Origin of the sequence: Paenibacillus tepidiphilus (genome assembly GCF_008635795.1) — a bacterium.
In the GTDB taxonomy this organism is placed as follows: Bacteria; Bacillota; Bacilli; order Paenibacillales; family Paenibacillaceae; genus Paenibacillus_AQ; species Paenibacillus_AQ tepidiphilus.
The window spans coordinates 342,180-368,908 of the sequence record NZ_VWRQ01000003.1; the positions used below are offsets into that span (position 1 = coordinate 342,180).

The 26,729-nt window shown below is 55.6% G+C and carries 23 protein-coding genes; 10 read left to right on the forward strand and 13 right to left on the reverse strand.

Annotation, left to right across the window (positions count from 1 at the left end):
- The first annotated feature begins 8 nt into the window (after positions 1 to 8).
- Genes F1379_RS05580 through F1379_RS05590 form a run of 3 tightly spaced genes read left to right on the forward strand, consistent with a single transcriptional unit; the run spans position 9 to position 2,646 of the window.
- The gene (locus F1379_RS05580) at positions 9 to 932 is read left to right on the forward strand and encodes an ABC transporter ATP-binding protein (RefSeq protein WP_150267244.1); all 924 of its coding nucleotides are present in this window, start codon (positions 9 to 11) and stop codon (positions 930 to 932) included.
- Complete coding sequence (locus F1379_RS05585; protein WP_150267246.1) at positions 925 to 1,716, forward strand: ABC transporter permease; 792 nt, start codon at positions 925 to 927, stop codon at positions 1,714 to 1,716. The genes F1379_RS05580 and F1379_RS05585 overlap by 8 nt, the downstream gene beginning before the upstream one ends.
- 21 nt (positions 1,717 to 1,737) lie before the next feature.
- Entirely contained in the window at positions 1,738 to 2,646 is a 909-nt protein-coding gene (locus tag F1379_RS05590; RefSeq protein WP_150267248.1) for a sensor histidine kinase, read from the forward strand.
- A 320-nt stretch (positions 2,647 to 2,966) separates the two neighbouring features.
- Here the strand turns inward: F1379_RS05590 and F1379_RS05595 are convergent, their stop codons facing one another.
- The 8 genes from F1379_RS05595 to F1379_RS05630 all read right to left on the reverse strand — a co-directional run bounded on the left by F1379_RS05595 (position 2,967) and on the right by F1379_RS05630 (position 14,258).
- Positions 2,967 to 3,236 (reverse strand): SunI/YnzG family protein, encoded by a 270-nt coding sequence (locus tag F1379_RS05595; RefSeq protein ID WP_150267250.1) that lies wholly within the window; start codon positions 3,234 to 3,236, stop codon positions 2,967 to 2,969.
- 149 nt (positions 3,237 to 3,385) lie between these two features.
- Positions 3,386 to 5,242: an LTA synthase family protein gene (locus tag F1379_RS05600; protein WP_150267252.1), complete on the reverse strand. Its 1,857-nt coding sequence runs from the start codon at positions 5,240 to 5,242 to the stop codon at positions 3,386 to 3,388.
- 475 nt (positions 5,243 to 5,717) lie between these two features.
- Positions 5,718 to 6,431 (reverse strand): HAD family hydrolase, encoded by a 714-nt coding sequence (locus tag F1379_RS05605; RefSeq protein ID WP_150267254.1) that lies wholly within the window; start codon positions 6,429 to 6,431, stop codon positions 5,718 to 5,720.
- Positions 6,432 to 6,611: 180 nt separating this feature from the next.
- Positions 6,612 to 6,866, reverse strand: a complete 255-nt coding sequence (locus F1379_RS05610) for an AbrB/MazE/SpoVT family DNA-binding domain-containing protein (RefSeq protein WP_020428768.1) — start codon at positions 6,864 to 6,866, stop codon at positions 6,612 to 6,614.
- A 362-nt stretch (positions 6,867 to 7,228) separates the two neighbouring features.
- Entirely contained in the window at positions 7,229 to 9,325 is a 2,097-nt protein-coding gene (locus tag F1379_RS05615) for a glycoside hydrolase family 36 protein (RefSeq protein WP_150267401.1), read from the reverse strand.
- A 136-nt stretch (positions 9,326 to 9,461) separates the two neighbouring features.
- Positions 9,462 to 10,784 (reverse strand): extracellular solute-binding protein, encoded by a 1,323-nt coding sequence (locus F1379_RS05620; protein WP_150267256.1) that lies wholly within the window; start codon positions 10,782 to 10,784, stop codon positions 9,462 to 9,464.
- A gap of 128 nt (positions 10,785 to 10,912) precedes the next feature.
- On the reverse strand, positions 10,913 to 12,559 hold the full coding sequence (locus tag F1379_RS05625) for a response regulator (protein WP_150267258.1): 1,647 nt from the start codon (positions 12,557 to 12,559) through the stop codon (positions 10,913 to 10,915).
- Positions 12,537 to 14,258, reverse strand: a complete 1,722-nt coding sequence (locus F1379_RS05630; RefSeq protein ID WP_239004568.1) for a sensor histidine kinase — start codon at positions 14,256 to 14,258, stop codon at positions 12,537 to 12,539. The genes F1379_RS05625 and F1379_RS05630 overlap by 23 nt, the downstream gene beginning before the upstream one ends.
- On the opposite strand from F1379_RS05630, the gene F1379_RS30235 reads away from it, so the two are divergent.
- The 3 genes from F1379_RS30235 (at position 14,236) to F1379_RS05640 (ending at position 16,330) form a co-directional block, all read left to right on the forward strand.
- A complete protein-coding gene (locus F1379_RS30235; protein WP_239004569.1) occupies positions 14,236 to 14,442 on the forward strand; it encodes a hypothetical protein in 207 nt (68 codons plus the stop codon). The genes F1379_RS05630 and F1379_RS30235 overlap by 23 nt on opposite strands.
- 161 nt (positions 14,443 to 14,603) lie before the next feature.
- Complete coding sequence (locus F1379_RS05635) at positions 14,604 to 15,494, forward strand: carbohydrate ABC transporter permease (RefSeq protein WP_150267262.1); 891 nt, start codon at positions 14,604 to 14,606, stop codon at positions 15,492 to 15,494.
- Positions 15,494 to 16,330, forward strand: coding sequence for a carbohydrate ABC transporter permease (locus F1379_RS05640; protein ID WP_150267264.1), 837 nt, complete (start codon positions 15,494 to 15,496; stop codon positions 16,328 to 16,330). Before F1379_RS05635 ends, F1379_RS05640 begins: the two co-directional genes overlap by 1 nt.
- Positions 16,331 to 16,411: 81 nt before the next feature.
- Here the strand turns inward: F1379_RS05640 and F1379_RS05645 are convergent, their stop codons facing one another.
- The 5 genes from F1379_RS05645 to F1379_RS05665 all read right to left on the reverse strand — a co-directional run bounded on the left by F1379_RS05645 (position 16,412) and on the right by F1379_RS05665 (position 21,492).
- The gene (locus tag F1379_RS05645) at positions 16,412 to 17,296 is read right to left on the reverse strand and encodes a GNAT family N-acetyltransferase (protein WP_150267266.1); all 885 of its coding nucleotides are present in this window, start codon (positions 17,294 to 17,296) and stop codon (positions 16,412 to 16,414) included.
- 271 nt (positions 17,297 to 17,567) lie between these two features.
- Positions 17,568 to 18,599, reverse strand: a complete 1,032-nt coding sequence (locus F1379_RS05650; protein WP_150267268.1) for a CapA family protein — start codon at positions 18,597 to 18,599, stop codon at positions 17,568 to 17,570.
- Positions 18,600 to 18,704: 105 nt separating this feature from the next.
- Positions 18,705 to 19,367: a class I SAM-dependent methyltransferase gene (locus F1379_RS05655; protein ID WP_150267270.1), complete on the reverse strand. Its 663-nt coding sequence runs from the start codon at positions 19,365 to 19,367 to the stop codon at positions 18,705 to 18,707.
- Between the two features lie 145 nt (positions 19,368 to 19,512).
- Entirely contained in the window at positions 19,513 to 20,535 is a 1,023-nt protein-coding gene (locus tag F1379_RS05660; RefSeq protein ID WP_150267272.1) for an SDR family oxidoreductase, read from the reverse strand.
- A gap of 18 nt (positions 20,536 to 20,553) precedes the next feature.
- Positions 20,554 to 21,492, reverse strand: coding sequence for an aldo/keto reductase family protein (locus tag F1379_RS05665; RefSeq protein WP_150267274.1), 939 nt, complete (start codon positions 21,490 to 21,492; stop codon positions 20,554 to 20,556).
- Positions 21,493 to 21,743: 251 nt separating this feature from the next.
- On the opposite strand from F1379_RS05665, the gene F1379_RS05670 reads away from it, so the two are divergent.
- From F1379_RS05670 to F1379_RS05685, 4 genes are all read left to right on the forward strand, one after another.
- Positions 21,744 to 22,286, forward strand: coding sequence for an NADPH-dependent FMN reductase (locus F1379_RS05670; RefSeq protein WP_150267276.1), 543 nt, complete (start codon positions 21,744 to 21,746; stop codon positions 22,284 to 22,286).
- 163 nt (positions 22,287 to 22,449) lie between these two features.
- On the forward strand, positions 22,450 to 23,478 hold the full coding sequence (locus tag F1379_RS05675) for an ROK family protein (RefSeq protein WP_150267278.1): 1,029 nt from the start codon (positions 22,450 to 22,452) through the stop codon (positions 23,476 to 23,478).
- 56 nt (positions 23,479 to 23,534) lie between these two features.
- On the forward strand, positions 23,535 to 24,770 hold the full coding sequence (locus F1379_RS05680) for an MFS transporter (RefSeq protein ID WP_150267280.1): 1,236 nt from the start codon (positions 23,535 to 23,537) through the stop codon (positions 24,768 to 24,770).
- Between the two features lie 106 nt (positions 24,771 to 24,876).
- On the forward strand, positions 24,877 to 26,673 hold the full coding sequence (locus tag F1379_RS05685; RefSeq protein WP_239004570.1) for an alpha-glycosidase: 1,797 nt from the start codon (positions 24,877 to 24,879) through the stop codon (positions 26,671 to 26,673).
- The last annotated feature ends 56 nt before the right edge of the window (positions 26,674 to 26,729 follow it).

A 26,729-nucleotide genomic window follows, 5' to 3' on the forward strand; every position in this document is an offset into this window, starting at 1 on the left:
TGATGGATATGAGCAGTGTAGTTCTGACAACCGCGAATTTGACAAAAATCTACCAGGGCACCGCCGCCTTACGGGATGTGTCGGTCAGCCTGAGCGCAGGCCGGATTTACGGCCTGATCGGCCAGAACGGGGCCGGCAAAACAACCCTGATGCGCCTGATCGCCGGCCTGGCCCAGCCGACAAGCGGCAGTCTGGAGCTGTTCGGCCATAGCGGCAGCCAGGCGCTGCAGCGGGAACGCAAACGCCTCGGCAGCCTCATTGAGCATCCGGCCATCGTGCCATATATGACAGCCAAAGAGAATCTCCGTCTCCACCGGATCATGCGGGGCATTCCCGAGCAGGCCAAGGAGGATGAGCTGCTGGAGCTGACCGGTCTGAGCGATACAGGCCGCAAAAAAGCAAAGCATTTCTCGCTGGGCATGAAGCAGCGTCTGGGCATTGCCATCGCGCTGCTGGCTTCGCCCGAGCTGCTCATTCTGGACGAGCCGGTGAACGGACTCGACCCGCTGGGCATTGTCGACATCCGCAATCTGCTGAAGGGCCTGTGCGAGGAGCGGCAAATGTCGATACTAATCTCCAGCCATAATCTGCCCGAGCTCTACCAGACGGCCACGGATTATCTGATAATCCATAAAGGGGAGCTGAAGCAGACGCTGACGCATCAGCAGCTCGAGACGAACACCCGGCAGCATCTGCGCATTGGCTCGGGCGATCCGGCGCGGCTGGCCAGTATGCTGGAAACGGAGCTGAAGACCTCGAACTTCCGGGTCATGCCCGATCAGACTGTGTACCTGTACGATTACCTCGACCAGCAAGACAGGGTGGTCAGGCTGCTGCATGAACACGGGATTATGGCGACCGAATTGACCAGGGGCGGCGATACGCTGGAGGATTATTTTATCGCGGTGATCGGGGGGCGGGACCATGTTTAATCTGATACGTGCCGATGTCTTTAAATTGCGGAAATCGGCTGCCCTGAAATGGATTCTCCTCGTGGCTTGCCTCAGCACCGCCGTGATGGCTACTCTGGCTTACCTTATTCCGCAAGGACAACTGGATGATCGCCTGTCGGGAGTCGGCTTCCTGTTCTCCGATATCAATATCATCAGCATTCTGGGAGCGATAACTGCCTCGATCCTGATCTGCGGGGATTACGACAATAAGACGCTACACCACGCAGTCGCTGCAGGTGCAAGCCGCAGGGCAATTATCGGCGGCAAAATGGCTGTGTACAGCTGCGCCATTCTCCTCACTCTTCTCCCGTATGCGGTTATCGTTAGTACCCTCCTGGCGTTTGGCGGGGAGTTCGGCATGGGCTCTGCGAGCATCGGCTTTCTCCATCTGCTGACCTCCGGTAATGAGTTGACAGGGGCCGGACTCGGTAAGCTGCTCGCAGTATCGCTGACGCTGGCACTCGTCTATATAGCCCAGCTGAGCATATGCCTGCCGCTGGCTCTGCTGCTCAAGCGCCCTGTTTTCGTTGTTGCTTTATATAACGCTTTTAATGCCATGACCGGACAGCTGCTGGCGTTCAGCAGCGCCGATTCCGGCTTCGGCCGGATATTTGCCCGTACACCTTATGGAGGAAAGTATATTTTCAGTACACTTGAGACTGCCCCTGGCGATCTTCTGGAAGGCATTGCCGTTAGTCTGATCTACACGGCGGCAATGGCCGGAGTGGCGTGGCTGATCTTCCGTAAAGCAGAAATCAAATGACGAAAGGCCGGTGAGGCTGCTATGGCGGTTGCAGTTGTGCTGCTGCTCCTGTGTATTCTTCTTGGGGGCACCTACATTATTGGATTGAAGCTGCAGCTGCGCAGCCTGAACCGGCAGCTGGACAAGCGGCTCCGCGAGCATTCGCGCGAGCCGCTTAGCCTCGAGCTGATCGACAGGGATCTGAGCGCCTTGGCCGGCTATATGAACCGCTGCCTGCAGGCGGAGGAGAAGCTGCGCATTGATGCGCTGCGCGGCGAGAAACGGTTCAGGGAGATGATCTCGAACATCTCCCATGATCTGCGCACGCCGCTCACAGCAATCAAGGGCTACCAGCAGCTGGTGGAGCGGGGCGGGCTCACTCCGGGTCAGCTGGAGAAGCTGCGGATTGCCCAGAATCACGCAGGGCATCTCGGGCGGCTGATTGAGCAGCTGTTCGAATACTCCTATCTATTGACCGCCGGGCCTCAGGGGGCACCGGTACGGTTCTCCTTGTCTTCGCTGGTGACCGAATGCCTGGCTGACGCAGTGGAGGCGTTCGAGGCGCAGGGGTTAGCGCTCACCCTGCATGCCCCGTCGCCGGTCAATGTGCAGGCCGATCCTGAAATGACGGCGCGGATCATCCGTAATCTGATCGCCAATGCCCTCGCTCATTCCGCAGGGGATGTGAAGGTCAAGGTCGCTGTGGAGGTTGAAGGACAGGCGCTGCTGTCCTTCCGCAATCCTCTGGCGCCGGGGGCTGCCCCGCAGCCGGAACGCCTGTTCGAGCGGTTCTACACCGCCGATGAGGCCAGAAGCGCCCGCTTCTCCGGGCTGGGCCTGCATATTGTGAAGCTGCTGGCTGAGCAAATGGGCGGCAGCACAGGTGCAGCGGTCACCCAGGGCCGTCTTGAGGTATGGGTGAAGCTGCCGCAGGCTAAGGCTCAAGAGTAACTTTGAGCCTTAGCGCGCGGCAGCGATCCGCGGGCCTATTCTCGGCGGCATCTGAGTCCGCTGCCGGCAGGTACTACATGCAGAATAGCTCCAGCGGCTTTTGACGACATCTGCGACTTCTGCAACTTCTGCTACTTCCCACCTTCTGCTCCTTCTGCACCTTCCGCAACTCCCGCAACTTCTGCACCTACTGCCCCTTCCCCACCTTCCTGCCCCTCCCGCAACCTCTCCGCCTGCCAGCCTCCACGTAAACAAACTGCCCCGTGCACCATATCTCCCAGGGAGTACGGTGCGCGGGGCAGCCTATTTGCAGGAACGTTCTATTGGTGCCGGAGCATATAACCGTTAATCTGCTCACTGACGGCACGTCCATCTGAAGTATAGATAATATAGTCCTTGGTGCGGGTGCGGATGGCGACTCTGTCCGTTGTACCGGCAGGCAGCCCGATGCGTACAGCCGTTCTTCCGCTTCCCCTGTAGGTTTCATTGGGGGCGACTTCCGTAATCTCCGTCAAAGGAATGGCAATGCGCAACAATTGCCATTCCACTAGCAGGGTACCGTTTGCTTTAGCGATTTTAATGCCTGACATGGTAATTCCCTCCCTATCCTCAATGTCCATCTATTATACAACATTCGGCTCCTTGTTTAATACTGCGCTAACAGGTCTTCGTATAATGAGGAGTAGTGGAGCAGATTGGGTTCATCCCGGCCAGGTTCAGTTCATCGCAGCTCCCTGCACTATTCCTGGTCCGGCAGCTGCAGCAAATAGCTGTGCGACAGAGCAAGCAGCCGCTGCGCAGCATCGAACTGCGCTTCAGTGGAGCCGTCCGCAAGCTTGCCGTTGTCGCTCAGGCTGTAATTAATGCCGTCGGCATAATCCTTGCCGGTCACGTAAATGCTGCTGTCGTTGATGAAGGAGCCGGTCGGCAGGAAGTGCCGCAGCGGAATCAGATTGCTCTCCTGGTTAAACAGGTCCTGGCCGAAATGCAGCTGGTTCTCTGTTGACACACCCAGCAGATTGGCGACCGTCGGCAGAATATCGATCTGTCCGCCCGTTCCGCTCATGACCGCAGGCAGCCGGCCGCTCGGGGAGTGTACGATAAAGGGAATATTGAACATGTCGGTATAACCATATTCATGGCCGACGAGCGATGCCATCAGCTCCTTCTCGGCGCTGTCCAGCGTGTACATCGGTACGCCCTGATGATCGCCATAGAATACAACTACGCTGTCATCCCACAGCCCGCTGGCCTTCAGCTGATCCAGGAACTGCCCCATGGCATAGTCGGCATAATTCTGGGCATACAGGTAATTGCCGAGCAGGGTATCATCGTATTCCTCCGGCAGCTGGATCTTGTGCTTCGCTTCCGGGAGGTGGAACGGATGATGCGCGCTCATTGAAATCACCATGGCGTAGAACGGCTGCGGCCGGCTATCCAGGCGTGCGAGCTCCGGCACCGTCTTCTTGAACAGCACCTCATCGGAGGACCCGAAAGCGATATGGTCGTCGTCGCCGTAGAAGGCCTGGTCGTAGTAAGTGTCGAAGCCGATGGCTTTGTACAGCGCCGTACGATTCCAGAACTCTACGCTGTTGGTATGAAAAGTAGCTGTATAATACCCGTTGTTGCTCATTAGCCGCGGCAGGCTAGGTACGGCTTTATTCATATAGTCGGAAGACGTGGCCGGTTCATTCTTTGGCACATAGAACGATGTGTTCACCACAAATTCAGCATCCGAGGTCGTCCCCTGTCCGGCGTTGGTATAGAAATTGTTGAAGTAGGTATTCTCTTTCACCAGCTTATTGATGTTCGGCGTAATCTCCTGGCCGTCAATCTTCAGGCCGATCAGGAAGTTCTGGAAGGACTCCATCTGTACGACGATCAGGTTCTTGCCCTTGTCGGTGCCGAAATATTTCGGAGCAGCCGGTGTCACCACGCCCTTCAGCTGATCGACGGCCTGCTGCGAGATCTCCCTGGCAGCAATGATATTATCGTCCTCGGTCGAATCTGCAAGCAGCGTATACAGCTCATAATTGAGTATGCCCATGCTTTCGGCCTTCTTGATTTCGTTCATGCTGGCGTGGTTCGGCCAGACGCTGAAGACGCACAGAGCCAGCGACAGGACGGTCGAGGTCAGCAGCACCTTCCGGCTCATCCGACTGCCGCCCCGTTCCTTCATCCGCTTGACATACTTCGGACGGAACATCAGGAACAGGAAGAAGACAATATCCACAAAAATAAACAGATAGTAAGGCGCAATCAGCGAATACGTGCTCTCCCCGACCTTGGTCACCTTGTCGGCCTGCTGCAGGGCGTGGTAGGTCGCGATGACACCGTAGTATTTGTAATACATCAGGACGGCAAAATAAATCAGCGTAATCAGCAGATTCGCAATCATATAATAGAGAATTTTCCGCTTGGCGGCGAACCATTCTATCAGACTGAACACAATGATGAAAAAGGGGATTTCCGTAACCAGCATGCTCCAGTTCGGCCCGTCGTCAAAAACGACGTACCAGGCGACCGCACTCTTGAGCAGCAGCAGGAACGTGAATAATAGAATAGGCTTATTTCTGAGATCGTATGACTTGTTCATACCTGTGACCCATCTCCTTGCTTGATTCTTCGGCTTTACTTGGTTTTCAACTATCTTACGGTAACGGCGGACAATGCTTTCGCTAAAATAATGAATCCGATATGGACAGCAGCCATGACCATCTCCGATCAACCTATTCATGTATTTCAGAAAGGTTCTCATTGTATTTCATATGTGCCCGGGCAGCGCACCGCATGAACGATAAGGTGTCCGGGCGGTCCTTACATTTCCGGCACAACGCTGTATTATACGCTCAAATTTCAGGATGTAAAGTGCCAAGTTTCTCTTTAACCATGAATGACCAGGCATACCCAATCCAGCAGCCGCCCTTCTTCACACGGAGTAATTCCACCAAGGTCCCGATAGTCTCCGTCAAAAAAGACGTCCGCACACCCCTCTCAATCAGGGTGCTGCGGACGTCTTTGCTTGTAATGGGCGGCGGATTGCCGCCCGGGGGGAATAAGCGCCTGCGGCGTTACTCCGCATTGTCGTACAGCGCAATCAGTTCATCGAATGAGGTAATGATGCGGTCCGAGCCCTTCAGCTCCTCTTCTTTGCCGAATCCGGCATAGGCGCAGCCGATGACGGTCTGCCCGTTCCCCTTGCCGGCCTCGACATCGGAGGAACGGTCCCCGACCATCCAGGCACTGTCCACGCCATGAGTGTCCAGCAGAATCCGCAGCAGCTCCGTCTTGGTGGCCGTTCCCTGCCCGCCTGCACTGTACAGACCCTCGAACAAATCCCCAAGCTTATGCACCACAATGATGCTGTGGATATAATCCTGCAGCCCGTTGCTGGCCACGAACAGCCGCACGCCTCTGGCCTGCAGCGCAGCCAGCGTCTCCGGCACCTGCGGATAGAGCAGGGTGCCTCCCGCCTCCAAGCCTTCGATCTCCAGCTGCAGCAGCAGATCGTCGGCCCGGCGGTGCACCGCCTCATCGGCCTCCGGCATTACATTCTTCCAGATTTGCGCCAGCAGCTGACCCAAACTGCTCAAGATTAACTCCTCAGGTGGCGTCGGTCCGCTGTACAGCCCTTCTTCCCGCAGAATGTCGAACATCCTGTGATAGGCGGGAAGCAGCAGGCTTTCCGTCTGGAACAAGGTTCCATCCATATCAAAGACGATGGCTTCCGGTTTCTTGAGCCGTGCATGGCCGTGTGCGGCCGGCTCCAATGCTTCATTCGTCATGAAGTGATCCATTCCCTTCCGCTTGAACTTCAGGTTTGCTTACCTCCCCCATCATATAGGAGGCCGGGAGGATTGTCCACGCCGTAGCCGCCGCTTAAAAAAGAGCCGGATCTCAGGCACTGTAAAGTGCCCGGAATCCGGCCCCGGCTTGGTTAAGTATAAGAAGTGCTTAATATGAGTTTAGACCCGGTCAAAGCTGGCGATCAGCTCGTCCAGAACATCCTTGCTGACCATCTTGCCTTTGAAGTTGATCAGATTTTCTGCGCTTCCGGAGAAGATACAGGTTGGCTCATATTTCCGCAGAATGATCTTTTCGCCGTCGACAAAAATTTCAAGCGGATCTTTAATGTCGATGCCCATTGTTCTGCGCAGCTCAATCGGAATTACAATACGTCCCAGTTCATCTACTTTTCTCACAATACCTGTTGCTTTCATTACAATGTTTCCTCCTTTAAGTCACACTTTATCTAATCATTGATGTTAAAAGCTATCTAAGCTTCTAAATAGTAGAAATGATTATTCCTCTTTGACAATTGTAGTGTGCTATTTCTTTCCTGTCAAATTTATTTCTACATCTTTTGATATTTATCGACAAATTACTCGGCGTTTTTTAGAGCCTTTTCGACAAAAACAAAGCTTAATCTCTATTTTATCCAATTTTCTTTGAGATTGACAAGTTTTTATTTTAGAATATTCAATTTGAGAGATTCTCCGGTTCTATAACTTCACCTAACATAAGAACATGCCCTTTGCGCACGCGGCTTTCCTCCGCTCACAAAGGGCATCTCTAAGGTTAGCTATGCACGTATCTCAAACAGCCTAGCCGTTCTTCCCGGCGGAAGCGCTACTGTGAGCGCACCTTCCGCGTTATCCCAGCTCCACGTTGAATGATGGTCCTGCGGATAAGCGCAGATAATGTCCGGACCTGTACCGGCCAGTCCGCTGATCGGCAGGCTGACCTCTGCCCCGTCCCCCGCCGTCCGCCATACAGCTACATAGCGGGTATCGCCGGCTTGCAGTCCCAGGCTGACCCATTCGCTGCCGGCATCCGGCAGGCCCAGCGGCCAGAACGGCACCGCCTGCGGAATGTCGGCGCGGATGGTTTTATAGTAATCCAGCGCTTCCTTGACCAGCGCCCGGCGGGGCGGCGTAAGCTCGGCCAGGTGACCGCTCTGATGGACGCGCAGCAGCAGCGCGTTGACCATATTGAAGATGACCTCTTCGTCGTCGCCCTCCCGCAGCGGATACGACCAGACCGCCGCCTGCTCCGGCGTTAAGACAGCCGGAGCGCCCGCTGCGATAGCCGCATACTGCACATAATCCTCCTGGTCGCTCGTCGACTGGATGCTGTGGCGGCTCAGCATGGCGTAATCCATGCGCATGCCGCCGCTGGAGCAGTTCTCGATGACGAGCTGCGGATAACGGGCGAAGATGCTGTCCAGCCAGGCCAGATATGCCCGGTTATGCTGCAGCAGGCCGTCCCCGAAGCTGTCGGCAGCCGTCTCCGTGCCGATCCCGGCATTGATGTTATAGTCCATCTTGATGTAGCCGACGCCGTATTCCTCGACCAGTCGTTTGATCACGCCGTCCGCATGGGCGATAACCTTGGGGCTGCGGTAATCGAGCTGATAGCGGCTGCGGTCCTTGATCCGCTTGCCGTGGCGCATGAAGAACCAGCTGTCGTCCGTCTCGGCCAGCTTCGGGCTGTTGATCCCCATGACCTCCAGCTCCAGCCACAGTCCCGGAATCATTCCCTTACTGCGGATGTAATCCAGCACGTATTTGATGCCTTCCGGGAACCGCTCGCTGGAAGGCAGCCACTCGCCCACGCCATCCCACCATTCGCCCGGTGCATACCATCCGGCGTCGATGCAGAAATACTCGCAGCCGACATCGGCAGCGGCATCAATCAGCGGCAGCAGCTTCTCTGTCGTCGGGCTGCCCCAGAGGCAGTTCATATAATCGTTGAAGATGATGCGCAGCAGCTCGTTGTCTTCGTTCGGCCGGCGGATCAGCCGCCGGTAACGGGTCAGTTGCTCCGCAGCGGCCTGGAAGCCTCCTGCTGCTGCGCCAACGGCTACAGGAACCGAGGTGAACGCTTCACCCGGAGCGAGCCGCTTCCACCAGTGGTTGTCATGCTCGGTCGGCCCGCCGGCCAGCAGGGTCAACTGATCGTACTGGTCGGTCAGTTCCCAGTGCCAGGAGCCGTTATGCTCGATCTGCCAGAACAGGCTGTTGCCGCCCGCCTTGTTATACAGCACCGCCATCGGCAGCAGCTCCGCCGCCGACCAGGAGCCGGTGTTGCTGGCGGCAATCCGCTTCGAGCCCCTGTCGGCCAGATGGGACATGCCCAGCTCCGGCAGGCTGTAGGTCTGCCACTGCAGCTCGCTTTGCCAGCCGCTGTGGGCGAGGGATACCTCGATTTTATCATTGCGTTCTCCCGCGCCTTCTTTGTCGATTCCTGTCAGGGCAAACGAGGAGATGTACTCTACCGCCACCTCTTCCGCACCTTCATTGACGAGCACCGTCCAGCACCGTGCAATCTGTACGCCGCTGTAGAACTGATAGTGCTGTACGGCCTGCATGCCCGTTACCGGATCGGTTAACGTCAGCTCCAACTTGCGCCCAAGCCTGTTCACGGTATCGCTGTGCCCGCTGTAGACCATACGCAGGCCCGGATACGAGGCGCGATGCGTGCGCCCGTGATATTCCGCCCGGTCCTCGCCGGTCAGCTGCAGCTCCAGCAGCCGGAAGCCCGGCTTGTTCTTCTCCGCTACAGCACCTTCCTCAAGCGGTGCCGCGCCGAAATGCAGCAGCCGCACATCCTGCTCCTCAGTAACCTCGATGGTAAGATAAAGCCCGTTCTCCTGAATGTCGATAACCTTGGATTGCATGCTCACTTGTTAGCCTCCTGCCATATGATGGGTTCTCCTACTCCCGATTATAGGGGTTTGTCTCTATAAGCGAAAGGGACGGCCCGCCGGTAAAATACTTACCTGGAAGGCCGTCCCCCTTAATTCAGACTGACTGTTATTGCGCGGACCCGAATTGAATCCAGGCCTGCTGAATTTCCTCAATCGCCTGATCCTTCGATTTGCTGCCGCCGATATAGGCCTGCATCAGCTCACCGAATTTCTGGTGGAAGGTATCCAGCGAGTAGTTGACGGACAGATCGCCCGACGGCTCATTTGCCAGAATCTCTTCCATTTCCTTCGGCATTTGCAGGTCCGGCATCGGAGCGTCCTTGATCGGCGGAATCACCTTGGCCACTGCGGAGAACCAGTTCTTGCCGTAATCGGAGGTATAGAGCCAGTTGAAGAATTCAATCGTCTCATTCACCACTTTGGAATCCTTGTTGATGCGCAGTGCCTGGTCGGCACCGGTAATGATCTGCGACTGTTCAGCCTTGTCGCTGACAGGATACCCGGAGATGCCAAGGTCGAAGTCCGGCGTAATCTTCTTGATCGCTTCCTCGTCCCACGCGCCTTTACCGGTCATGAAGGCTGCTTTGCCGAGGGCAAAGTCGCTGACCTGGGCGTTGCTGTCACGCTCCAGCGGCTTGTCTGTACCATGCTTGACGGTGGTGTCGATGAAGTTGAAGAAGTTGTCGTACAGCGCCGGATGCTCTTTGATGGTCGTCTTGCCGGCGATAAAGTCGGCTACGAGCGTCTTGGCGTCGGTACCGGCATCAAGTGCAGCTGCATCTACATAGTGCTGGAAGATATGCTTCCAGACCCACCATTCCTTGTAGGCATTGGCGAACGGCGTAATGCCCTTGGCTTCCAGCTTGGTAATGGCGTCATCCAGCTCGGCGATCGTCTTCGGCGCTTCGGTGATGCCTGCATCCGAGAGCAGCTTCTTGTTGTACATCAGAGCGAACAGATTACCCTTGACCGGGAGGCCCAGCACTTTGCCGTCCGTAGAACTCATGTTGGCGCGGACCGCATCGGTCATAGCCGCTGCCAGCGGCTGATCGGTCAGATCGGCGCTGTATTCGGCGAAGGTGTCAATGTCGCCGCCCGCCGTGGTCTGGAACACGTCCGGCGTGCTGCCTGCGGCAATCCGCGATTTCAGGACGGTGTTGTAGTCGGCCTGCATAATTTCAAGATTAATGGTTACGTTCGGTTTAACCTTCTTGTATTCAGCGATGTAGGCGTTGAAGGCGTCGGTATATTCGGGAGATGCGGTGAACATATTGATCGTGACCGGTTTGGAGCTGTCTGTAGCCGCGTTGCCGGGTGCAGCTGTATTTCCCGCATTGTTATCTGCGGCGTTATTGTTGCCTCCGCAGCCGGCCAGCAGTCCGCCGGCGAGCAGCAGACTTGCGGATAATGCCATCACTTGTTTCCTCATCGTGAATGTTGCCCCCTCTTCTTCAATAGCATCTTGTGGTCTTGGTGTTATTCTAAATAAAAAGAAAAAGGATAAGAATGTACATAAGTGAAGAGATAAGGGTAAAAAAGTGAGCTAATGTAACCGTTTCACTTTTTGACCTCCGGCGGCAGCATCCGGAATTCAGAAGGCGAACAGTCATAGTAATTCCGGAACGCCTTGCTGAAATAGTTCTTGTCGCGGTAGCCCAGCATCTCGGAAATATCCTGGATCTTCAGGACGGGATCGGACAGCAGCTCCTTGGCCTTGTCCATTCTCACCTTCTGCACATACTCATGAATACCATAGCCGTATTGACCCTTGAACAGCTTCATCAAGTATTCTCTGCTCAGGAAATATTTATCCGTGAACATCGATATTTTAATATTCTCGAAATAATGGTTATCAATGTATGCTTTAATATTTTCCAGCACGCTGCCCCGGTCTCCGCCGAGCGTTCGGCTGATCTCGGCAGCATAGATGCTCAGGATGTGTCCGAGCACAGCTTCAAATTCGGTGAAAGAGGTGTAATCCCCGCTGAGTCCAAGGCTGCGCAATTCCTTGTGCTTGCCGTCCCGCAGCGCTTCCGGCGCCGCCCCCAGCTCCTGCGCAATATCGTTCAGCAGAAAGATAAACTCCCGAATCATCCGGTCGGCGTCGCCCAGAGTGAAATAGCCGGTGTTCTGCCAGGCCTGCACGGATTCCTTCAGCACGCTCCGGGCCTGCAAGGCGTTGCCGCTCTCCAGGAAGTTGCGGAGGAGCGGCAGCCTGCCGGTCAGCGAAGGCCGCTCGGGCAGGGCGGACCTGGCATCATGAATGGCAGCTACAGTATTCGGCTTCAACTGGAGAAGATCAATGCGGTCCAGCGCCGATCTGGCCTCCTCATAGGACCGGGCGAGGTCCGGGACCTCGCGGCAGGGCTGGCCGAGTCCGCCTACACAGACGATGCCGAACAGCTCCTTCAGCATGGACACCGCTTTGCGGAGATGATGCATGGAATGGAAGGCGGCCTCGTCGCTGTAGCTTCCCTTGAGTGTAAAGACCGCTACCACCTCCCGTTCTTCCTTGGGATCGGCGAAGCTGAACGCCTCAAAGCCCTGAACGCTGTTCTCGTTCAGCACATTGGTCACCGCAAAGCGCATCAGCTCGCGGTCTCCGTGAAACCGGGCGCTGCGCACCTGCTCCAGATTCAGCAGCCGCAGAATGCCGGCGGCGAACACATTGCCGGGAACACCCGCCCCGATCAGGGGCAGCGACGCTTCATTGGAATGGCTCTTGAAGCTGCGTTCCAGGATGGACAGGTACAGCTTCTCCTTGAGCTTCGGCAATGACATATTCAGCGTAATATTGCGGTTGATGAACTCATTTTCGCGCTGACGCTTTGATTCCAGCATGTCCACCGCCTTGCGCAGCGCGCCGTTCAGGTCGGCGCGGTTGACCGGCTTCAGCAGGTAATCGACCGCTTTGGAGCGGATCGCCTGCTGGGTATATTGGAAGTCGTCATAGCCGCTAATAACTATCAGCAGCAGCTCGGGGAACTCCTGCTGGACGGTCTGCAGCAGCTGCAAGCCGCTGAGCTCCGGCATTTTCATATCCACCAGCGCAATGTCGATGCTGTGCTCGCGCAGCATGGATAGACCGGACTGGCCGTCCGTCGCCTCCAGCACCTCGGTCACACCGAGACCCTCCCAGTCCCCCAGAATATGAATGGCCTCGCGCAGCGGTTCTTCGTCGTCAATAATCAGCACTTTCACCATGTTGTCCCAAGCCTCCCTGCGGTAAATGCATTTCCATAACGGTACCTTGATCATCGCTGCCGATGACCAGTCCCGCTTCCTCCCCATAAAGCAGCTTCAAGCGCATCTGCAGGTTCTTCAGGCCGATGCTCTCATTCCCGCCGTCTTCCGGCAATCCGCCCGGATGATCCCATTCCTGCTCCAGCAGATCCAGAACCTCCTCCAGCCGCTGCTCGGTAATCCCCGGTCCGTCGTCATGGACGGCGATTATACTGTGCGTATCCGATACCTTGGCTTCAATGCGGATCGTAACTGTCGTCGATACCTTCTCCAGTCCATGCTTGATGCAATTCTCCACCAGCGTCTGCAGGGACAGCTTCGGGATCTTCAAGGTAAGCAGCTCCTCATCCCAATCGGTGAACACCTGCATCCTTGCGCCGAACCGGGCCTTCTGCAGGGCCAGATAACGCTCGATATGCCGCAGCTCCTCCCGGGCCTGAACCACATCGCGGCCGCTGATGCAGTACCTTAAGGTCAGCGCCAGATTATCGACCATCTCGACGATATCGTCGTTCTTGTTCTTCAGCGCCTTGGTGGAGATCGCCTGCAGCGCATTGTATAGAAAATGCGGGTTGATCTCCGCTTCCAGCGCCTTGAGCACGGCGTTTTTTTCGACAATTTTCATCTTATAGCGTTCGTTGATCAGCTCGTTGGTCCGCCCGACCATCTTGTTGAAGTGGCGGGAGAGATAAGCAATTTCATCATTACCTTCCACCGTGGTCTCGGCATCGAAGCTGCCCGTGCTGAAGCGCTTCATCTGCAGAGACAGATTCTTCAGCGGGTTCGTGATTTTATTGGAGATAATGCTCACCAGGACCACCGATACAATTAGAAACAACACCCCAATGATAAGGCTCAGCTGACGGGTCGTCGTGGCCGCCGCATAGATTTCCTTGTAAGGAATGGGCTTGACGAGCTTCCAGCCTTCCTTCTCCCCGATATTGTAACTGACAAGATACTTCTCTTCCCTGCTTGACCAGGTAACCCGGCCGTCCTTGCCCGGCGTCAGCTGCTCCGGAAGCCCCGCCGTCCGGCTTTCTTCATAAAAGTCTTCGTCATCCACCCTGAACGGCGCATTGTCCGCACCGAGAACCATCAGATGCTCCCCTGCTTCAAGCGGAATATCCTTCAGAATCTCATCGGCGCGCGAAGCGTTGAAATAAAGCGACAGTACAGCCTGCGGTTCCCGGGAGACAATCGAGCGCAGCAGCCGGTGATACCCCATAAAGCTGCGGTCCGTCCGGGTGGTATAATCCCCTTCCTCCAGTTCATCCGCACCCCCGAGCAGGGATTGGTAAGACCGGTTAAAGGGACTCTGGAGCGCACGCTGATACCAGGACAGCTGTTCAATGGAAGGATGCTCGACCACCCGTACCGTGATATTGTAGTTTTCCTTGGTCACCACATAGTATTTATGCTCTTTGATAATGTAGAGATAGGCTGCCTCCAAATCATCGTTCCTGGAGAAATACAGGTTGCGCAGATAATCCTCCACATACATTCTGGAGGCGTAATTCTCCGATTCATGCATGATGGCGTAGGTAATTTCGTCGTAGGAGATTTGCGGCAGCGACAGCTGCTCAATGCCGGCGAGATAGCTTTCCAGGTTGCGGCCGACGAGCAGCAGATTATTGCTTGTGCTGGCAATGCTGGCATTCACCGATTCCTTGCGCAGCATGCTGTATGAAATGAAGGTCAGCGAAGCCACCACCAGGATGATGATGGTCGTGAAGAGCAGGATCAGCTTGTTCGCCAGACGCCGTGTGATCCGCTCCCGCAGAGGCTCGAAGATTCCCCGTAATGTCGTTTTGATGTCCAGCCCTCCTGATCGTCCAGTAAAATGATAACGCTTTTTTCAGTTCACCTTTTTACCCCTAACTGTACTCTTAAATCCATTTTTGAGTATAGGGGCCTGCTCTATAATACACAATATAGACTAACCGGAATGGTTATGTGTGGCAAGCAGGCCATGACTCCACCCTATAAACCAAGAAGAGGTGCAACCATGTTCAAATCACTCGGCAGAAAATGGCGCGACAAAACAGAATTCGGGTTATTCACCCTCCCTGTTCTGATCTGTGTCGCCGTGGCATTCTACATCCCCTTTGTCATGACCATCCGTTATTCCATGACGAAATGGAACGGGATCTCCAAGAATCCGACCTTTGTCGGGCTGGATAATTTCAAGCAGATTTTTACGGGTGATGCCAATTTCACCAGCTCCGCCTGGTTTACGATCAAATATGCGGTCCTGTATATCATCATCGTCAATGTGCTGGCGATTCTGCTGGCCGTGCTGCTCGATATGAAGCTGAGAACGACTAACTGGCTGAGAGCCGCGTTCTTCATTCCTTATATTCTCAGTCTGGTCATTGTCGGCTTCATCTGGAAGTTTATCTTCATGCAGGGCTTCAACTCACTAGGCGAAAGCACCGGCTGGGGAATCTTCGATCTCAGCTGGCTGGGGACGCCGGGACTCGCCTTCATCTCGATTCTGGGCGTATCCATCTGGCAATCCATCGGGTTCTACCTGGTTATCTATATTGCCGGTCTGCAATCCGTGCCGGATGATCTCAAGGAAGCCGCTACGGTAGACGGTGCAGGCGCAATCCGCCGGTTCTTCAGCATTACGCTGCCGCTGCTGGCGCCGTCCATCACGATTTCGGTGTTCATGGCGCTGACCAACTCGATCAAGGTGTTCGACGTCATTCTGTCGCTGACCGGCGGCGGTCCGGGCGGAACGACCTACAGTATCGCCTATGATATTTACCGCGACACCTTCCAGAACAACCTGTACGGCTACGGTACGGCCAAAGCGCTCATTCTGTTCGTTGCCGTCCTGATCGTTACGGTCATCCAGCTTACGTTCTTTAAGCGAAGAGAGGTTGAGGCATAATGACAAATACCAACAACAAAGCAGGCCGGATTGTTCTCGAAGTCGTACTTGTGCTTCTGTCGCTCCTGTTCCTGTATCCGCTGTTCCTGACGGTTATCAATTCTTTCAAAAGCTTCGGCGAGGTCATGACCGACGTCATCGCCCTGCCGCAGAAGCTCCAGTTCAGCAACTATTCCTATGTGTGGGAGTTTATCAACTACCCGCGCCTGTTCCTGAACAACTTCATCATCACCGGCCTGGGCCTGCTGGGGATTATCCTCGTCTCTTCCATCGCCGCCTACAAGCTGGCGCGGACGAAATCGCGCCTCAGCGGAATCATTTACTTCATCTGCATTATGCCGATGCTGATCCCGTTTCAGTCGATCATGCTGACAGTACTGCAGACCTCGAAGAATCTGAATCTGTCAGAAAGCACCTGGGGCCTCGGCCTCCTGTACTGGGGCTTCGGTGCCCCGCTCGCCGTCTTCATCTATCATGGCTTCGTCAAGGGCATCCCGCTGGAAATTGATGAGAGCGCGACAATCGACGGCGCTTCCGGCTTCCGTCTCTTCTTCAGCGTCATCTTCCCGCTGCTGAAATCGGTCACAACGACGATCATCATCATTGACGTGATGTGGATCTGGAACGACTTCCTGCTACCGCTGCTGATGGTCAACGGCTCGCCGACGACCAAGACGCTGACGCTCGCGGCTTATACCTTCGTCGGACAGTACACCTCCGACTGGCAATATGCAATGACCGCCATGGTCATGGCCGTGCTGCCGTCCATTGTAGTCTTCATCTTCCTGCAGAAATACATCGTCAAGGGCGTTGTCGCCGGTGCGGTGAAAGGATAAACTGCATGTAAATAAGGGATGTTCCCCGCGAGCCATACTTCAGGCTCGCCGGGAACATCCCTTTGTTTATGCAGCATGGACTCAAGCCTGCGCCAGCTTCGGATAGCAGAGCGGCGTGATACTGTCCAGCTCCCGGGCCGGTCTGACGAACAATACTTCGTCCGAAGCGCCCGGGTCCACCGGGTACACCCGCTCCAGCAGTGAATCCGGCGTAAAGTGAAAGCGGACATGTCGAGTCTGTGAGGTGCACAGCGCCGGCAGCAGCCGCTCCAGCCGGACCGGAGCGGCACTTACCGCATCATAGAGATGCAGCGTCTCCCCTTCATGCTCAGCAACGACGATGACCCCCTCATCCGCGCAATAATACAGGGCGTCCGGAAATGCACCCAAGGCATAGTAGGAGAACAATCCGGTGTTGTTGACCACACCAAGCCGCCGGGAGACAGAGACCCGCGTTGCCAGCTTACGCTGCAGCAATTCCCAATCCTCCTCCGAAGAGAGATCCAGCTTGACGAAGCATAGTCCGGCGGCCGCTCCGGAGACATTTGGCACGTCCATTTCATACTCCGTAGTCGCTACAGCAGTGAAGCCGAATCTGGGATAGAAATCCAGCACATTGCGATTGGCAAATAAATAGAACAGGTCGAAGTCTCCGGCGTAGGTATCCAGCACATCCTGGATAAGGCGCTTGGAATGCCCCTGGCCCCTGTGATCGGGATGAGTCATGACCGTGCCGATCTGTATGGCGCGGCGCAGCTCTCCGTTAATAACAAGGTCCATCTTGCTTATGGACACATTGGCGATGATTTCGTCGCCGCTGGCGATGGAATGGCAGATGTAGCGGTCATCCCAGCAGCCTCTTTGATACCACTCTTCAAAATCAAGACCGAAGACCATACCGGCAAGCCTGTTGAAGCTTGTCCGATTAATTACTTTATCTTTATATTCTGTGCTGCATAGAATCATGAGAACGCCTCTTTCCGTTCGGCAGTGTAATATAACTTAATCGTACGGATACAGATTAACACAGGTGATGCTGCCCATTCTCGGTAATGTACTGTTATACGCGTACTTTACCGCTCACGGCAAGCGTGAAGCCAATGCTATGCAATCTGTAGCAGCCCATGCACAAGAAAGAACCCGTTCCGGTGTTCCCGGACACGGGTTCCCTCAACTTACACGGTAGAGCAGCCGCTATCGAATTCTGTCTCCCTCTTGGAGAGTTCACCTACCCTACCTACTGCTTCTCTGTTACGGCGCCGTCCGCCCCGATCCTGGCATTGTACGACAGACGGTTCAGCAGTCCGATGGTCTCTTTGTTGTACGCCGCCCCCATCAGGTTCGGCTGACCACCGATGATCTTGACCGGCGTAATCCTGGCCGATAGCTCCTCCCCGCTGATGGTGAAGCGCAGGAGCATGGAATGCACGGTCTTCTCGCCGCCGCGGGTGGAACGGTTAAAGACAAAATTGCCGAGCGAATAATAGATCGGCTTATGCTTATAATATTCGATCCCCATGAGCGTGTGGCTATGCGCCCCGAGAATGATATCCGCACCGCTGTCAATCATCTGCCGGGCCAGCGTCCGCGATTCCTTCAGCGGATAGTCCTTGAACTCCTCATTCCAGTGCATGTAGACAATGGTATAATCGTCTGTTTGGGCTGATTTCCGGATCGCCTGGAGCAGCGGTTCAGGCTCATAAGCCGACGCTGCGCCCGGACGGCTTGCCCCGGCATGCCACGAAGGGCCGGACAGCACCCGGCTGGCTCCCAGAATAGCGATGCGTTTGCCCTTAATTTGCTTAGTGTAAGGCATAAAGGCCTCTGCCGCATTCTTGCCGGCACCCGTATGGCCGAGCTTGTATTGGTCCAGATAGCTCAAGGTATCGAGCATCGCATCCGGCCCGTAATCGAGAATATGATTGTTGGCCAGCGTCACCCCGTCGATGCCGGCAAAGCTCAGCCCGGCAAGTGTGGCCGGGCGGGAGCGGAAGACGAAGCTTTTGGCGGCGGGCTTGCCTCTGGTGGAGACCGGGGTCTCCAGATTGGCGAAGGCCAGATCCGCCTGTTGCAGCGCGGGAGCCACCTTCACAAACGGAAACTTGACGCCGTATGCGGCAATCTGCTCGCCGACGAAGCCGTCCAGCAGAATATCGCCGGCAAAGGCCAGCGTAATATCCTTCTCCGCACCTGGAGCTTTGGCCCCGTAAGCACCCGGTGCGGGAACAAGCAGCAGAACAAGAAATAGTATAATAACCCCTTTACGCAAGTGCGCGTTCCCCTTTATATTTTTTCTCTACTATAATAGAGGACGATTTCCGTATGAAGAGCCCAAAGTCCTGCATAACGCTTGCGCTCTTCTCTAATTTCGGGGTTACTGCCGCGGCGCTTTTTTGAGCACTGCCCGGAAGCAATGGAGGCCTCCCCACTGTTCTGTACGTACGGCATCCTCCGGCAGGGTGAAATCTGTATCCCCCCAGTATTGAAAGCCGGCCTGCAGTAGCACATCATTCATCTGCGGCAGGTTGACTGTGGGATGGTCGAAGGTCAGTACCAGAAGACCCTCACCATTCAGTGTCCGGTAAAATTCACCCACGGCCAGTACCGCATCGGCCAGCGAGAGATGCTCCAGCACGGAAATGCAAAATATCGTATCAAAGCTCTCATCGGCATAGGGCAGTGCCGTGAGGTCTGCCTGGGCAAAATGCAGGCGGCTGCGCTTCCGTTCATCCACCTGAGCGGCTGCCTCTACGCCGATATCGTCGGCAATCTCCTGGATAACGGCATCCCAGGACAAAATCCGGGCATCGAGATCACAGGCATATACCTCGCTGGAGAAGCCGGCAAGATAGAATTTGAGCGGGTGGGAAATACCGCAGGCAGCATCCAGAACAGTATCATGGGGCGAGATAAAGTTGGTGCACCATGCATATTCATAGGGCCTGCTCCACCAGGCTTCCGGCAGATCATAAATCAGCTTGTCGCGGCGGGCATCGTTCGTTACAAAAAAGCGCGAGACGTAAGGGTGTGTCGGCATGGCCAAGACTCCTTTATCAGGGGTTATCGGTAGTGAGAGTATATTCAGGAAAGCTTGAATCATGCCATAACCTCACCGCACAGCAAAGACGGCGGTCCTGCAGCGGACCGCCGCCTTCCTTCCTGCCCGCCGGGATCAGGCAAGCTTATACATAATAAGACAAGAGCTTGGCGTCCACGCCATGCTTCCCGATCAGCATATCCAGCACCGAAGACCAGGCCAGATCGGTCGTGCGCAGCAGCGGGTGGTTCTCGAACCATAATACCGACTGTTTGATGCCTTCGGCAAACGGAACGGTCGCTTCATAATCCGGCACCAGCCGTTTGATCTTGCTGTTGTCGAATACAGAGCTGACCGCCTGATCCCCGATCAGTCCGTCCGCCGTTCCCGCCGGTGCATGGGCGGCAATGAAATCGGTGGACATATGGACCACCTTGGGCTCCCGCCTTGCCGCCTCGCCGATGGCGGCATAGATCTGATTCCAGCTCAGCACCTCGTCCGAGGTGATATGAACCGCCTCGCCGATCGCCTCCGGATGGCCGAGCAGGCCGACAAAGCCCTTGGCGAAATCGGCGTTATGCGTGAGCGTCCACAGCGAGGTGCCGTCCCCGTGAATGACCAGCGGCTGGCCCTTGCGGATACGCTCGATCAGCGACCACGGGTGCTTCCAGCTGTTCAGCGCCGCCGGAATGGTAGTAATGCCGTAAGTATGCGACGGACGGACAATGGTCACCGGAAAGCCGCTGGTTCTGTGCACTTCCAGGAGCAGCTCCTCACAGGCGATTTTGTCGCGTGAATATTGCCAGTACGGATTGGCCAGCGGCGTCTCCTCCGTAATCCGGTAATGACGCTGCGGCTTCTGATAGGCTGAGGCCGAACTGATGAAAATGTACTGCTTCGTCTTGCCGGCAAACAGCTCAATGTCAAGCTGCACATGCCGGGGAGTAAATGCGATCCAGTCCACGACGACATCGAATTCATAGCCCTTGAGCGCTTCGGCCGCACCGGCGCTGTCGCGGATGTCTCCGCGGATGACCTGCGCCCCATGCGGCACAAGGTCGCTGCGTTCGCCGCGGTTAAACAGATACAGCTCAATGCCGCGCCGGACAGCCAGCTTGGACACTGCTTCACTGATCAATCCCGTTCCTCCGATAAACAATACCTTCATCCCGTTCTGCTCCTTTCTTTAGCCGAGTATTTCTTCGATACGGGTCAATACTTCCTCCGGAAGTTCGATACCCGAAGCCTGTACATTCTCTTCGACCTGCTCCGGCCGGCTTGCGCCCACCAGCGCGCTGGCCACGTTGCCCTGGCGCAGCACCCAGGCCAGGGCCAGATTGCCGACCGAAATGTCCAGTTCTCCGGCGATGCCGGAGAGCGCCTGCACCTTGGCCAGCTTCTCCTCCGTTATATTCTTGCGCAGCCCTTCCAGTTTGGCTGCACGGCTGTCCTCGGGAATGCCGCCCCCGGCGCTGTACTTGCCGGTCAGAAGGCCCTGGGCCAACGGCGAGAACACCACTTGTCCGATGCCTTTGCTCTCGCCGAGCGGAATGATCTCCTTCTCAATATAACGGTTGAACATATTGTAGATTGGCTGGTTCACGACGATACGGTCCAGCAGATAGCGGTCGGCGACCGCCAAGGCCTCCGTCATCTGCGCCGCTGTCCATTCGCTGACCCCGACATACAGCACCTTGCCCTGGCGGACCAGGTCATCCAGCGCGCGCAGGGTTTCCTCCAGCGGTGTATCGGGATCGAAGCGGTGGCAATAATAAATATCGACATAGTCCGCACCCAGCCGCTTGAGGCTGGCATGGCACTGCTCGGTGATATGCTTGCGTGACAAGCCCCGGTCATTGGGTCCTTCGCCCATTACGCCATATACCTTGGTGGCGAGCACATAGGAATCACGGGGGAAGCCGCGCAGCGTCTCGCCCAGCAGCTTCTCTGCCGCTCCGCGCTCATACACATTGGCCGTGTCAAAGAAATTGATGCCGAGGCCGTAAGCGGTTTCAATCGCCTTGACGGCATTCTCCCGCTCTACATAGCCTCCGTACGTTAACCAACTGCCCAGGCTGATCTCACTGACCCTCAGTCCGGTGCCGCCCAATTTGCGGTATTTCATCTGAACACTCCTCTCCTTATCTGCGGTTCCCCGGAGGAACCGGTTGGTTCATGCCCTTTTATTCTAGAGCAGATTGTCTCACATTTCTATCCATTTGTAGAATGTCTATGAAAGTCTATGAATGAAGCTATCAAAACACCCAAATTAATAGTTTCAAAAATATACTTGCTTAATAAAAGTAATATGCTATAATTAGTTTCATCAGAAGAAAAGCACTGGCAACCAAAACATACTCTTGGGAGGTAATTTAAATGAGCCAATTAAACATCGGAATTATTCTGGGAAGCACACGTCAGGGACGGGTTAGCCCGCAAGTCGGAGAGTGGGTTAAGGGCATCGCCGACGAACGGGGCGACGCCAGCTATGAGATTGTCGACATCGCCGACTTCAAGCTGCCGCTGCTTGGCGAGACAGACGACATCGAACCGGCCAAGGCCTGGGCGGCGAAGCTGGCAACCCTGGACGGCTTCGTATTCATCGTGCAGGAATATAACCACAGCCTCACCGGGGCGCTGAAGAATGCGCTGGATTCGGCCCGAGACGAGTGGAACAACAAGGCGGCCGGCATTGTCAGCTATGGCTCCGGCGGCGGAATCCGCGCCGCAGAGCATCTGCGCGGCATCCTTGGCGAACTGCAGGTAGCCGATGTCCGGGTGCATCCGCTGCTGTCCTTGTTCACTGACTTTGAGAACGGCACGGTGTTCAAGCCGGCCGATCTGCACAAGGCCAATGTTAATGCCATGCTGGACCAGGTTCTGGCCTGGAGCGGGGCTCTCAAGACACTGCGCCAATAACCATTCGCATGCTCGAAGCCACTTCCATCAGGGAGTGGCTTTTTTGCCGTTTCCAGGCCGCTGCAGCATAATGTATTGACAGTCTGCGCGAACGAAGTTATTTTATTAATGTTATTATAAGTGTTATCAAAAGTAGTATATTAAACCGATAAGGAGATAGCTTATGCAGCCTGTTACCCATAACACGGTTCAGCTCAAACGTCTTAATGTGGAGCTGGTACGCAATGCCCTGAAGGCGATGGGCGTGGCTACCAAGGCCGCGATTGCCCAAACCACCACTCTTAGTGTAGCTACCTGCAGCACAATTCTTAACGAACTGCTGAAGACTGGTGAAGTACTGGAGACGGAATCCGGGGAATCCAGCGGCGGACGGCCGGCTAAGCAGTATCAGTACAATGCCGATTACGCCTATGTGCTTCTGCTGCTTGTACGCACAGAAGGCGGTGTACATTCCATCAAGGCGGTGCTGGCCAATATGCTGGGCGAGCCTGCCCGTGAAGACACACATACCTACTCTGAGATTGATGCCGGGACCATTGAGGCGCTGGTGGAGCGCTATATATCGGAACACCCTAATGTGCAGGCGGCCGGAATCGGCATTCCGGGAGTCGCCCGCAGCGGCGTCATCGGCATCTGCGACGTTCCCGCCTTGTCCGGGGTCGATCTGGGGGGACGCCTGGAAGACAAGTATGGCCTGAAGGTTACGGTTGAGAACGACATGAACCTGACCATTTACGGCTTCTACCGGATGCAGAACTACGATGAAGAGAAGACACTCGCCATTGTCACGTTTCCGCGAAATCACTTTCCGGGCGCGGGCTTCATTGTCGACGGCCGCATCCTTGCGGGCAACACCCGCTTCGGCGGTGAGGTGTCTTATCTGCCCTTCGGAATTACGCGCGCGGAGCAGCTGCAATTAATGCACACCACGGGCGGGTTTCTGGAGCTTGCTGTGAAGACGGTGATTTCGATCATCGCCATCATCAATCCGCTCTCCATTGTGCTGACCGGCGATTTATTCCGCGAATCCATGCGGGAAGCGCTGGAAGCGGGCTGCCGCCGGGAGATTCCCGCCGAACATATGCCGCTGCTGATCATCAGGCAGGATACGGAGCCGGAATATGTGTCCGGACTGACTGCCATGACACTCGAAAGCCTGTCATACCATTTACAGCTGGTCGAGCGGCGCTGAGCCATATTTATTCTAAAGCTATATTCATGTATTCAAACATACCAGGGGGTCGCACATTGAAACAACAAGGCAAACGCAGCAACAGCTATGCCCTGCAGCTGGCAACTATTTTTCTGGGCTTTATCGTATTCGGCATCTCGGAGAATATTAAAGGCCCGGCGATTCCGCGGATTCAGTTCGACTTTGCACTCGGGGAACAACAGCTCGGCACTTTGCTGTCCCTGAATGCGCTGGGGTACCTCATCGCCTGCTCTTTTACGGCTATCCTGGTACGCAAATGGGGAATCAAGGCCGTCAGTATTCTGGCCTTCGCCTCCATGCTGATCTCCGGAGTGCTGATCTACGTCTCGCATAGCTATTCCTTGTTCTCCGCCTCCTACTTCCTGATGTACATCGGCAACGGAATGCTGGAGATCGCACTCGCTATCCTGGGTGCGCGCATCTTCGTCAAGAACACCGGGACCATGATGAATCTGTCCCATTTCTTCTATGGCTTCAGTTCCACGCTGGCTCCCTTGATGGCTACCGGCCTGATGTCGGTCAGCCTCTTCGGACATGTCCTGGACTGGCGGGGAATGTATCTGGTGATGCTCTCCCTCTCCCTGCTGCCGATTCTCTCGGCCTGGTTCAGCTCCTTTCCGGGCGATGATATTCCCCATGAGGACCGCCTGCCCTTCAAGACATTGCTCCGTGATCCGGTCATCTGGATGATGGTGGCGATCCTCTCCTTCGGTGTTGTGTCCGAACTGGCCGTCGGCGGCTGGCTGGTCAACTTTCTGGAGAAAGCCTACGAGTGGGAGCCGGTCAAGGCTTCAGGCATGCTCTCGGCCTTCTTCCTCTGCTTTGCGCTCGCCCGCCTGCTGCTGGGGCCAATTACTGACCGCATCGGGTTTACCTTGTCGCTGATCATCTTCGCGGCACTGTCGGCATTGTGCACCTTCGCGGCGATCTGGGGCGGAGAATCTCTGGCCTTCCTCTTCGCCGCTGCCGGCATTGGCATCGCCATGATTTACCCGACTGTCATGGCCTTTATCGCGAAGCGCTATCCGCATGGCAGTGATACAGCCATTACATTTACGGTCACGCTGATGGGACTCGGCAGTGTGATCGGCAATTACGCCATCGGCGGAATCATTGAAGGGGTCAAGCGCGCCGTCGGGAGCTCCACCCCGAGCGGTCTTCTGCGCGGGCTTCAGGCGGGGTACGCCTTTATCGGATTATGCGCACTGCTTAGCGCAGTCTGCGGCTGCATTCTTTACCGGCATCTCCGCCGCCGAGATGAATTAATTTAGTTAAAGTGTTTAATATAACCAATTTAGGGTTTACTATATTTTGCGGATGATTTTTGCGGACGCAGACAACAATGGAAATATAACTACTCACAGCGGAGGGTCAGCTATGATAACCAATCAGCGCAAGATTCAACCCGATCATCCTACACGGATTCATCTGGAGTGCCTGCATCATCTTTCCCACAGCAAATGGGCCTATTCCTATGACAAGGATGTCTTCCATTTACGAGTCCGCACCAAGAGAGGCGATGTAGACCGGGCCTTCGCCCTGACAGGCGATAAATACGATTGGAAAAGCTTCCACCACGAGCATCCGATGCGCAAGGTGGCCAGCGACAGATTTTTTGACTACTGGCAGGCCGGTGTGACCCCGGATCACCGGCGGTTCTCGTACGCTTTCCGCTTTCACGCCGGACAGGAGACGGTCTGGCTGACCGAGACCGGCGTATATACCGAAGAACCGGATGCGCCGGACGGCTTTTTTGACCAGCCTTATGTTCATGTCATCGACATGTTCGATCCCCCTGCGTGGGCTAAATCGGCTGTCTTCTATCAGATCATGCCGGACCGCTTCGCCAACGGCGATCCTGACAATGATCCGGAAGAGACTTCCGAATGGGGCGATACCCCGACAAGAGAAAGCTTTTTCGGCGGAGACCTGCAGGGTATTATCAGCAAGCTTGATTATCTGGCCGATCTGGGGATCACTGCGCTGTATTTGACCCCGATCTTTGAAGCACCGACCAACCATAAATACGATACGCTGAATTACAAGAAGGTTGATCCTCATTTCGGCGATCTGGAGCTGCTGAAGCAGCTCGTGCAGGAAGCCCATGCCAAAGGCATCCGGGTCGTGCTGGACGCCGTCTTTAACCACATCGGCGCAGATTCGCCGCAGTTCCAGGATGTCGTCAAGCACGGGAAGCAGTCGAAATATGCCAACTGGTTCCATATCCACAGCTTCCCGGTGGAGGTCAGGGAGGACCGGCCGAATTACGATGCCTTCGGCTTCTTCCCGCAAATGCCGAAGCTGAATACCGCCAATCCGGAGACCCGGGAATATCTGCTCGATATTGCCGAATACTGGCTGAAGGAAATCGGCATGGACGGCTGGAGGCTCGATGTGGCCAACGAGATTGACCATACCTTCTGGCGGGAATTCCGCAAGCGGATCAAAGCGATCAATCCGGAGGCCTATATTATCGGTGAGGTATGGACAGACTCCCTGCGCTGGCTGGACGGCGATCAATTCGACTCCGTCATGAACTACCCGCTGTCGGACCGGCTGCTTGAATATCTGGGGGATGAATCCCTTAATGCGGACACGTTCGCCGCTTATATCGGGCATCTCTTGATGCGTTATCCGCAGCAGGCCAACGAAGTCATGTTCAATCTGCTGGCCAGCCATGACACGGCGCGTCTGTTGACCCAGCTTGGCGGAGACAAGCGGAAGCTGAAGCTCGCTGCCGCCTTCCTGTTCACTTTTACCGGAACGCCATGCATCTTCTACGGCGATGAAATCGGGCTGGAGGGTGAAGGCGATCCGGACTGCCGGAAATGCATGCTCTGGGAGGAGGAGCAGCAGGACCGCGACCTGCTGCTCAGCTATCGCGAGCTGATCCGGCTGAGACATCAGCACCCGGCACTGAGCACGGGCGAATTCGGATTCCTGCGGGCGAGAGAGGACGAGCGGGCATTCATTTATGAACGGTTCGACAAGGAAGAGCATTTGACGGTCTGGATGAACCCTTCCGGCCAGACCGTACGGCTGTCCCTTAAGCTTGAAGGCCAGTGGCGGGATGCGCTTACCGGTCAACCCGCTGACTCGGCGAAGGGCCTGGCGCAAGGCCTCGTACAGGTGGAGCTTGCGCCATACGGCTACGCGATCCTCAAGAAGGCCTGATATTACAACCTGCAGAGTGAGCCCGATTTATACCAAACGGCTGCCCCGTCATTATC